We start from the raw sequence: 10,000 nt of genomic DNA, 5'->3' as shown, positions 1-10,000 counted from the left end.
GCGTTCATAGCGGTCGTAACGGTCATAGGCCGAAGCGGTGCCGGCCAGACCGGCGCTCAGAACCATGGCCGAGGCCACGGCCGACAGGACGATCTTTTTCGTGGTGTTGAACTTGGTCATGGTGGGTTCCTTTCGGGTTTATTTCCATTCCGCGGCGGGTCAGCCCGTCGTTGATGAGGACCTTTATAGGCCCTCCAACCTGAACGGTTTTTGAGAACCCTGTTCATCTTCGTTCATCTTGGCATTTTCTTTTGCGGGGTGCGCGGGCTGACGCTTTCCGTAAAATCATTATATATCAATGGATAATGAGCTTAAATGCGCGGAGGTCATTGAGAGCGGTTTGCGACGGCACTTATTTTTTTCAAAATTTTTGTTCAGCTTTGAAGCTCAACTCCTTTATTAGCCGCCCATGAGTGATGTGACCCTTACCATCGAAAAAGTCGGCTTTCAGGGCGACGGTGTGACGGTGGACGGCGTGTTCGTGCCCCTGACCCTGCCTGGTGAGACCGTGCGGGCTTCCGCGCCCACGGACGGCCATGCGCGCCTGATCGAGGTGGTGACGCCGTCTCCTCAGCGCGTCGCCCCCGTCTGCCCGCATTTCAGCCAGTGCGGCGGGTGCAGCCTGCAACACTGGGAGATGGCGGCCTATAGCGACTGGAAGCGTGCCAATGTCGAAACCGTGCTGCGTCGGGCGGGGCTGGAGACCGAGGTCGCGCCTATACTGACCACGCCGCCCGCCACGCGCCGTCGGGTTGGCCTGCACGCCAAGCCATATCGTCAGGGGAAGACGGTGCGTACCGAGCTGGGTTACAAGCGGCGGCGCTCGTGGGATCAGGTGAAGATCGAGGTGTGTCCGGTGGCCGATCCGGCCCTGATCGCGGCCATACCTGTACTGACCGAAATCGCGTCGCACCTGTTTGAGCATCCGAAATCCGCCCCCATCCTGTCGGTGACCGTCTCGGATACCGGGCTCGACGTCGATGTGCGCGGTATCGAGCGCAGCAAGAGCGGCGGTCTGAGCGCACAGGCGCGCATGGAGATCGCCCTGATCGCGCAGTCGTCGGACATCCGTCTGGCGCGTATTTCGATGGCCGATGACATCCTCTATCAGTCGCATCTGCCCAGCGTGCGCTTTGGCCGCGCCACCGTGGACCTGCCGACCGGCTCGTTTTTGCAGGCGTCTCCCCACTCTGAGGCCGATATGGTGGCGCTGGTCAAGGACGCGGTGGCGGGGGCGAGGCGTGTGGCGGACCTGTTCTGCGGGGCGGGCACCTTTACCTTTCCGCTGGCCGAAACGGCGTCGGTCTATGCCGCCGACGGGGCGGGCGGTGCGGTGCGGGCGCTCAAGGCCGCTATTGGCCGCGCGCCGGGCCTGAAACCGATCACAGTCGAAGCGCGCGACCTGTTCCGCGCGCCGGTGGTGGCCGAGGAAATGGCAGGCTGGGACGCCGTGGTCTTCGATCCGCCGCGCGCCGGGGCCGAGGCGCAGGCGCAGCAGATCGCCCGCTCACAGGTGGCGCGCGTCGTCGGCGTGAGCTGTAACGTCCAGACCTTTGCCCGCGACGCCAAAATTTTGACCGAGGCGGGCTTTCAACTGGATCGGGTGACGCCTATAGATCAGTTCCTGTGGTCCGGCCATGTCGAGCTGGTCGGCGTCTTTTCGCGGTAATTGCCTTGATCTCTGTCGTCATTCCCACCCTCAATGCCGAAGCCACGCTGGTGCGCACCCTGGGCGCGCTGGTCCCGGCGGTGGTCGAAGGCCTGATCAAGGAAGTGATCATCGTCGATGGCGGGTCAGAAGACGCGACGCTGGAAATCGCCGAATCTACGGGCTGTACCGTGTTGCACGCCGATGCGGGGCGCGGTCTGCAATTGTGGCAGGGGTGTAAGGCGGCCAAGGGCGACTGGCTGATGATCCTGCACGCCGACTCGCTTCTGGGTGATGGATGGATGGACCATGTGCGCGACCACATGAAGCATTTTCCGTTGCGCGCCGGTTATTTCCGGCTGGCCTTCGATGATCCGTCGTGGTTCGCCAGCTTCTGGGCTGAGGTGGTGGCCTTCAATTCACGCTGGCTGGCCATCCCGTCGGGCGATCACGGCCTGTTCCTGTCGCGCGCCCTTTATGACGCCGTGGGCGGTTATAAGGATCAGGTGGCGTTTGAAGACCTCAGCATCGACCTGGCTCTTGGCCGGGCACGCCTGCGGCCCATTCCGGTGTCGCTGACCACCAATGGCGAGCGCTTCCGCAAGGGGAGCTGGTATTTATCGCTGTTCGGCAAGGCGGGCGGCTTTGTGCTGTACCTGCTGGGCTTCCCGCCCAAACCGCCGGTGAAGAAGGCGTAGATTTAGCCACGAAAAACACGAAAATCACGAATTTCGTTGCGTAAATCTGTTCGCGCGAAGCACCTTTACGTCTGCTTGCCGCGGTCACAGCAAAGCCCTTAGGGCGAAGGTGCCTGAGAGCGCTAAGCGTTCGTGATTTTCGTGTTTTTCGTGGCTAATTACTTATCAGCCAGAATATCGACGATTTTGGCGTCAGATGCGGCCAGCGCCAGAGTCTTTGACGGCTTGCCCATGATCTGACGATAGATCCAGTAAGAGGCGACCACCTCTTCGACGTATTGGCGCGTCTGGGCCACCGGGATCGACTCCATCACCAGCAGCGAGTCGGCGTCATCGCCCAGCGAGCGCATGGCGTCCTGCACCCATTTTTCGCCGGCATTGTAGGAGGCCACGACGCGGAACAGGTCGGAATCATTGATGCCCGACGCCGCCAGTTTCAGCATGTAGCTTTGGCCCACCTGAAGATTGACCGCCGGGTCGAGCAGCTTGTCCGGATTGCTCATCAGGCTGGAATCGCGCGTCACCACATAGGCGGTGGCCGGCATCAGTTGCAAAAGGCCATAGGCCCCGGCATAGCTCTTTGCCCTGGCGTTGAACTTGCTCTCTTTTTTGGCGATGGCGTACAGCAGCGCCTTGTCGATGCGCCAGCCTTCAGTCGGCTCGAAATCGGGGATGGTATAGTTGGCCGGGTCGAACAGACGGTCCGAGGTGCGGATCTGTGAGACGGACAGATCGTGCGCGTCGGCCAGAGCCAGCCAATTACTGCGCGTCTGCTGATCCGGTGAACGCTGGATGGCGGTCTGCAATTCGGTGCGGGCGTCAGACTTGCGGCCTACGGCCACCAGCATCGAGACGCGGCGGGCCTGAGCGTCGTTTTTGGCCCAGTTAAAATCGGCATTGAGCTTGGCCGTATAGGCCCCGCGCGTTTCTTCGGCAAAGACCGGGGCCTGTCCCTTTTGCGCGCGGACGACGGCGGGTTCGGCCCCCAGACGCTGCTCGGCCAGAAGGCCATAGAAGGTAAAGGGGAAGGAGGCGGCGTATTTGAAATAAAGCTCGGCGTCGCTCTTATGGCCCATTTTCGCGGCCATGCGACCGGCCCAGTAGGCCCCGCCCGACTGGCTCCAGGCGCTCTGGCTGGGGTCATTGACGATGAAATCGAAGTGTTTCAGCGCTTCGTCATAACGCTTGAGCCGATAGGCGGCGAGGCCCGCCACCCAGCGATCGCCGATCTGCACGCCCAGTTTCAGCGCCTGATCCAGCTTGCCGTCATTATAGGCCGACCGCGCCGATTTGGGCGTCAGGGCCGAATCGGGTCCGGCGGTGCCCGCCTTGACTTCGCTGCGCGGCGGTCCGTCCAGCAGGCCGGTGGAAGACAGTTTCTGCGCCCCGGCCAGTTTGGGGAACGGCGGGTCTTCGACGCCCTCAGGCTTTTTGCGCTTGGCCAGATTCCACACGCGCATGGCCTGCGGGTGGTCGGGATAGCGCTCCAGCCAGCTCATCAACTCTTCGTAGGTTGAGCTGTAGTCCGGGTGGAACAGTTTGTTGAACTCAAGATAGCCCATCAGGCTCTTATCGCTGATCTTTTCGATCGAAGCGTCGGCGGTGGCAAAATCGCCCTTGTCGAGCGCGTCAAACGCCGCCTGATAAAGCTGTGCGTCCCACGGCGACAGGCCGGGATCGAGTGCGGCAGGCACCTTGGGGGCCGAGCGGGTCAGGCTGCTGTAGGCGACGGGCTTGCGCGGTGTGTCGGAAGCTGCCGCCAGCAGGACAGCCCCCTTATAGGCGGTTTGCGGGGTGCTGAGGATGGCATCGACGGTCTTGTCGCCGGTCGAAACAGGGGTTTGGGCGAGGGCGGGCGCACAGAAACAGACGGCGGCAAGCGCGGCGGCGGACATCAGGACATGCCGGTAGCGGGCGCGGCTCGCAGGTCTGGTCAAGGCAACACTCCGTCGTTGTTTATCCAAATCGGGAGGCTTCGGACCTGACTTTTGCCGTCAATAAGGGTCGAAGCGGTGCATCCTGGTGGTCTGATTTTGACATTTGCCACAACCTGCCGGGCACTCAAAAAGCAAATGTCAAAATCTTTAAGACCACCAGAACTTTATGATTCTAGTGGAATTTTCGAATTTGACACTTGATCATCAAGTTCGCGGCAACTGGGCATCAAGTGTCAAATTCATTCCACTAGCCAGCGCGGGAAAGTGCGGACGCCTGTGGACAGTAATCAAAACCTGATGGGGAGGCAAGCTATTAAGGGTTGCGCTCTTAGGCCAGACCCTCCGTGGCCAGAAGGAAATCGCTCCAGAACGCCTTTTTGGCAAGGGGTTGGCGCAGCAGAAGCGCGGGGGGAAAGGTGACAAAAACCCGCAGGGGCGCACCGCCCGTAAGGGTCAGATCGTGCGCCTTGCCGCGCAATCTTTGCACGCTGTCGTTGGAATCGAGCACGCTGCGCACCGCCGTCGCGCCGCACAGGATGACGACCTTCGGTGCGCTCAGTTCGATCAGGCGGCGCAGGAAGGGGGCGGTGAGGCGGATGTCTTCGTCGGTGGCCGGACGCCCGCCTGCCGGACGCCAGAACAGGCCGGGCAGGCGTAAGGCCCGTTCATTGAGCCCCAGAGCCGACAGGGCCGCATCGGTCAGATGCCCCGGTTTGCCCTGAAAGGCCGTCTGCGCCTCGTCCTCATCGGCGTCGGGCACATCGCCGACGATCAGCACGTCCGCCGGTAAGGCCCCGCGTCCGCGGATCAGGCCCTTGCCGCCTTCATAACGCAGGGGCACATCCGGAAAGGCCTCCAGAGCGGCATAAAGCGCCTCGACCGTCGCGGCGCTGGCGGCGATAGCCGCGGCGGCAGCGGCGGCGCGCTCGACATCAAAATGGCGCAGCGACTCAGGCCTCAGGGCATTGACGCGCACAGCACTCGGCAGGGGGGTGACCGCCGCCGGGGCGTTTTGCGCCGCCGCCGTCACAGAACGCGATTTATTTTCCGCCAAAAGACGATTAATAGGCTGAGCATCGTAGATGTCGTCCAGCTCATGGTCGTTGAGAAAGCTGAGATAGCTTTCCAACTCGCGCATGGCTTGGGCCGTGATGGCGTGAGGCTCCGGCATAAACAGACATCTTTGAGAAAAATGATCGGCAGGGTCTTTACAGTCTTTACGGAAACTGTGCCACAAGATCAAACCGGCACCGGGAAATATTAGAGAAGAGTACGAACATGGCGGACGCACCTGAACGCGAATCGATGGAATATGACGTCGTCATCGTGGGCGGCGGCCCGGCGGGGCTGGCGGCGGCCATTCGCCTCAAACAGACGGCACAGGCCAGTGGCGGCGACGTCTCCGTGGCCCTGCTGGAAAAGGGCTCCGAGATCGGGGCTCACATTCTGTCCGGCGCGGTGATCGACCCGTCGGGACTGACGCAGCTTTTTCCCGACTGGAAGGCGCAGGGTGCACCGCTGGAAACGGCGGTAACTGAGGATCGTTTCATCTATCTGGGGCCGCAGGGCGCGCTCGATATCTCCTTCCTGCCCATGCCGTCCTACATGAAGAATCACGGCTGCTATATCGGGTCGCTGGGCAATCTGACGCGCTGGATGGCCGAGCAGGCCGAGGCGCTGGGCGTTGAAATCTATCCGGGCATGGCCTGTTCCGAAGTCCTGTACGACGACGCGGGGGCTGTGGCCGGTGTCGTGGCCGGCGTGTTCGGGCTCGATCGCGAAGGCCAGCCCAAGGGCGATTACCAGCCCGGTCTGGAATTGCGCGCCCGCTATACCTTCTTTGCCGAGGGCGTGCGCGGCTCGCTGTCGCAGCAGATCATCAAGCGCTTTGAGCTGGACAAGGACAGCGACGTCCAGAAATACGGCATCGGTATCAAGGAGTTGTGGAAGGTTCCTAAGGCAAAGCATAAGCCCGGTCTGGTCCAGCATACGCTGGGCTGGCCGCTGGATGACAAGACCGGCGGTGGCTCCTTCATGTACCATTTCGGCGACGAATACGTGTCGATCGGCTTCGTCGTCCACCTCAACTATCAGAACCCCTATCTGTCCCCGTTCGATGAGTTCCAGCGCTTCAAGCAGCACCCGGTGGTGCGTGAGCATCTGGAAGGCGGGCAGCGTATCTCCTACGGCGCGCGGGCCATTACCGAAGGTGGTTATCAGTCGGTGCCGAAATTGAGCTTCCCCGGCGGGGTGCTGATCGGCTGTTCGGCGGGCTTTGTGAACGTGCCGCGCATCAAGGGCAGCCACAACGCCATCAAGAGCGCCATTCTGGCCGCCGATGCGGCATGGACGGCCCTGTCGTCGGGCGACGCGCCGCAGACGCTTGAAGCCTATGACAAGGCCTATCAAAAGTCGGATATTGCCAAAGAACTGAAGCTGGTCCGTAACGTCAAACCCCTGCTCAGCCGTTATGGCACGACGCTGGGCATGGTGCTGGGTGGTCTCGACATGACGGTGGGCAATCTCACCGGCGGCTGGTCGCCCTGGGGCACGCTGAAGCACGGCAAGACCGATGCGCAGTCGCTCAAGCCCGCCGCGGAATTCAAGCCGATCGCCTATCCGAAGCCGGATGGCCAGATCAGCTTCGACAAGCTGTCTTCGGTGTTTATCTCCAACACCAACCACGAAGAGGACCAGCCGGTCCATCTGCGCCTCAAGGACCCGGAGGTGCCCATCGCCATCAACCTGCCCAAATATGCCGAACCGGCGCAGCGCTACTGCCCGGCCGGGGTCTATGAGGTGGTGGACGATAACGGCAAGCCGCGCTTCCAAATCAACGCCCAGAACTGCGTCCACTGCAAAACCTGCGATATCAAGGATCCGACGCAGAACATCGTGTGGACCACGCCCGAAGGCGGCGGCGGCCCCAACTATCCGAATATGTGATGTCTCTCCTCCCCATTGCTGCGCAACAGGGAGGAGATTCACGGGCTTTTCCCTTGAGAATTTGGCTTTTTGGTAAGTTTGATCTTCGATAAGGACTTGATCCTGCCGGATTTACTGCGTTCACTGTGCCGGTAATCGAGAGACGCCCCTGATGAAGCCTGTTCTTGCCTCTGCCGCCTTTGCCGCCCTTGTGTGCCTGACCACGCCGGTCATGGCCGCCGATAAGGCCTATTCCAGCGCCTATGGTGACTTTCTGGTCGGGCGTCTGGCGGCAGCGCAGGGCGATACGGAAACGGCCGCGCGCGCCCTGATGGCGGCGGCGGATGCTGACCCTGCCAATGCGGCCTTGCGCGAACGGGCCTTTCTGGCGGCGGTGCTCAGCGGCGATATGAGCTTTGCCCGCAGCCACGTGCCCGCAAATGGCGGGCGCTTGTCGCGCACGGTGGCGGCTCAGGTACAGGCCATCGCGCTGATCCGCGAGGGCAAGGGCAAGGCCGCGGCTGCCGTTATCGAAGCCTCGCAAAAGGCCGGCGCCAGCGACCGCGCCACGCTTTTGCTCAAGCCGTTATCCTACGCGGCGGCGCGTCAGTGGGACAAGGCCATCGACCCGACGCTGGAAAGTCAGCTCAACGCCGGGACGACGCCGAATCGCGACCGGCTGGTCCTGTTTCTTCAGGCCGCCAATCAGGCGCGTCTTTTGGAGATGAAGGGCCGTCATGCCGAGGCCGAGGCCATCTTCAAAATCATCTGTCAGCCCGGCCCGGCCAGCGTGCTGTTCGGCCCCTATTACGGGGCATTTCTGGAAGGCCGTGGCCGCAAGGACGAGGCGCGCAAGCTCTATACCGATATCCTGAGCGTATCCGAGGACCGGCTGGTGCGTCAGCGCCTCGACGGGCTCGACGCCAAAGACTATCGTAAGCCGAAATCGCCGGATGTGCGGCTGATTCTGGCCGACAGCCTGTTCCTGTCCGGCACGCTTTATGCCTCTGAGCAGCAGTCGGAAATGGCGCTGGCGACGCTGCGGCTGGCACAATACGCCGCCCCGGAAACCGCGGCCGCGACCCCGACGCTTGACCGCACGCGGCTTCTGGCCGGGCAGGTGCTGATGCGCATGAAGGACGTGCAGGCGGCGCAGACCGAATGGGCGTCGATTGAGCCCGACTCGCCCTTTTACCGTGAGGCGCAGGTGCGCGCCGCCTGGAGCCTGAAAGAAGCCGGTGATCTCGATGGGGCCGAGGCCCTGTTTACCGAACTGAGCGCCGCCGACCCGAAGGACATCGGCCTGACGGTTGAGCGGGCGCGCCTTCTGTGGCAAAAGGACGATACGGCCGGGGCGCTCAAGCTGATGGAGGCCTATCAGGCCGCCTATGGCGACGCGGATTTCGGCTGGGAGACGTGGTTCACTGTGGCGGTGCTGTATCAGGCCGCCGGCGACTGGGACAAGGCCAAGGCGGCGGCGCAAAAGGGCCTGACCCTGCAACCTGACAGTTCCGAACTGCTCAACCTGCTGGGCTATGGGCTGATCGAGCGCAAGGAGAATGTCACCGAGGGCATGGTCATGATCCGCAAGGCGCTCGAAAAGACGCCGCGCTCAGGGGCGATCATGGATTCGCTCGGCTGGGGCTATTACCAGCAGGGGCAATATGCCGAGGCGCTGGAATGGATCGAAAAGGCGATCGCCGCCGAACCCGCCGATCCGGAAATCACCGACCATCTGGGCGACGTCTATCACAAGCTGGGGCGCACCATCGAAGCGCGCTATCAGTGGGCGCGCGTCCTCACGCTGGAGGCCGACGACAAGCAGAAGGCCGCCGTGCAGGCCAAGCTGGATGCGGTTGCGGTGCCCGACGTCAAGGCCGTGGCTGAGGCCGAAACGGCGCCGGTGCCTGAGACGACCAAGCCCAAAGCCCCGGTCAAGACACCGGCTAAAACGCGCAAATGAAGCGGTCGCGACTGGCCCCGGCCAAGGTCAATCTCTATCTGCACGTCGCCGCCCCGGATCACCGGGGCTATCACCCCCTGCGCAGTCTGGTGGTCTTTGCCGACTATGGCGATGAGGTAAGCCTGACGCCGGGTGAGGGGCGGCTGTTCATCGACGGGCCGTTCGGGCAGGGTTTGAGCACGGGTGAGGACAATCTGGTTCTCAAGGCCGTCCGGCGGTTTGAAGCGGCAACCGGCGTGCGCGTGGATAGCCACGATTTCCACCTGACCAAAAACCTCCCTTTAGCCTCAGGCGTGGGCGGCGGCAGCGCTGATGCCGGGGCCGTGCTGCACCTGTTGCGCGAAGCCTGCGCGCCGGAGGTGACTGACGACGCCCTGTCGGCCATGGCGGCGGAGACGGGGGCTGACGGCGTGATGTGCCTGTGGGCTCAGGCGTCGATTGCCGAAGGTTATGGCGAGCGATTGACGCCGGTCACAGTGTCGCCCTTGCCCGCTGTGCTGATCAATCCGGGCGTCGAGTGTCCGACACCGGCGGTGTTCAAGGCCTATGATGCGGCAGCGGAATTTGCCCCTGTTGACACGCAGTGGCGGGGAGACGACCTGATCGACGATCTCGCTACCACCCGTAACGATCTGGAAGCGCCCGCCATCCGTCTGGTGCCGGTGATCGGTGAAGTGCTGGCGGCGCTACGCGCCCAGCCTGAGACACGCTTTGCCCGCATGTCGGGATCGGGGGCGACCTGTTTTGCCCTGTGCAAGACCTTGAGCGAGGCCGAAACCCTGGCGGCTCGACTGCGCGACGACTGGCCCAAGGCATGGGTGCGGGCCTG

The 10,000-nt window shown here is 62.6% G+C and carries 7 protein-coding genes; 5 read left to right on the top strand and 2 right to left on the bottom strand.

Features of this window, described 5'->3' with window-relative positions:
• Window positions 1-409 precede the first annotated feature (409 nt).
• Complete coding sequence (locus LDL37_RS01500; RefSeq protein WP_290793298.1) at window positions 410-1,669, top strand: class I SAM-dependent RNA methyltransferase; 1,260 nt, start codon at window positions 410-412, stop codon at window positions 1,667-1,669.
• 5 nt (window positions 1,670-1,674) lie between these two features.
• Window positions 1,675-2,346: a glycosyltransferase gene (locus LDL37_RS01495; RefSeq protein ID WP_290793296.1), complete on the top strand. Its 672-nt coding sequence runs from the start codon at window positions 1,675-1,677 to the stop codon at window positions 2,344-2,346.
• A 158-nt stretch (window positions 2,347-2,504) separates the two neighbouring features.
• On the opposite strand, the gene LDL37_RS01490 is transcribed toward LDL37_RS01495, so the two are convergent.
• Window positions 2,505-4,283, bottom strand: coding sequence for a transglycosylase SLT domain-containing protein (locus LDL37_RS01490; protein ID WP_290793294.1), 1,779 nt, complete (start codon window positions 4,281-4,283; stop codon window positions 2,505-2,507).
• A 328-nt stretch (window positions 4,284-4,611) separates the two neighbouring features.
• Window positions 4,612-5,454 carry a uracil-DNA glycosylase gene (locus tag LDL37_RS01485; protein ID WP_290793292.1) on the bottom strand — a complete coding sequence of 281 codons (843 nt, stop codon included), beginning with the start codon at window positions 5,452-5,454 and terminating at the stop codon, window positions 4,612-4,614.
• A gap of 107 nt (window positions 5,455-5,561) precedes the next feature.
• On the opposite strand from LDL37_RS01485, the gene LDL37_RS01480 reads away from it, so the two are divergent.
• From LDL37_RS01480 to LDL37_RS01470, 3 genes are all read left to right on the top strand, one after another.
• Complete coding sequence (locus LDL37_RS01480) at window positions 5,562-7,229, top strand: electron transfer flavoprotein-ubiquinone oxidoreductase (RefSeq protein ID WP_290793290.1); 1,668 nt, start codon at window positions 5,562-5,564, stop codon at window positions 7,227-7,229.
• Window positions 7,230-7,380: 151 nt separating this feature from the next.
• A complete protein-coding gene (locus tag LDL37_RS01475) occupies window positions 7,381-9,171 on the top strand; it encodes a tetratricopeptide repeat protein (RefSeq protein ID WP_290793289.1) in 1,791 nt (596 codons plus the stop codon).
• The coding region (locus tag LDL37_RS01470; protein WP_290793287.1) for a 4-(cytidine 5'-diphospho)-2-C-methyl-D-erythritol kinase at window positions 9,168-10,000 on the top strand (833 nt) is incomplete at its 3' end. The genes LDL37_RS01475 and LDL37_RS01470, both read left to right, overlap by 4 nt.

Origin of the sequence: Asticcacaulis sp., from assembly GCF_020217185.1 — a bacterium.
Taxonomy (GTDB): domain Bacteria; phylum Pseudomonadota; class Alphaproteobacteria; order Caulobacterales; family Caulobacteraceae; genus Asticcacaulis.
This window is presented reverse-complemented; position numbering and strand designations above follow the sequence as displayed.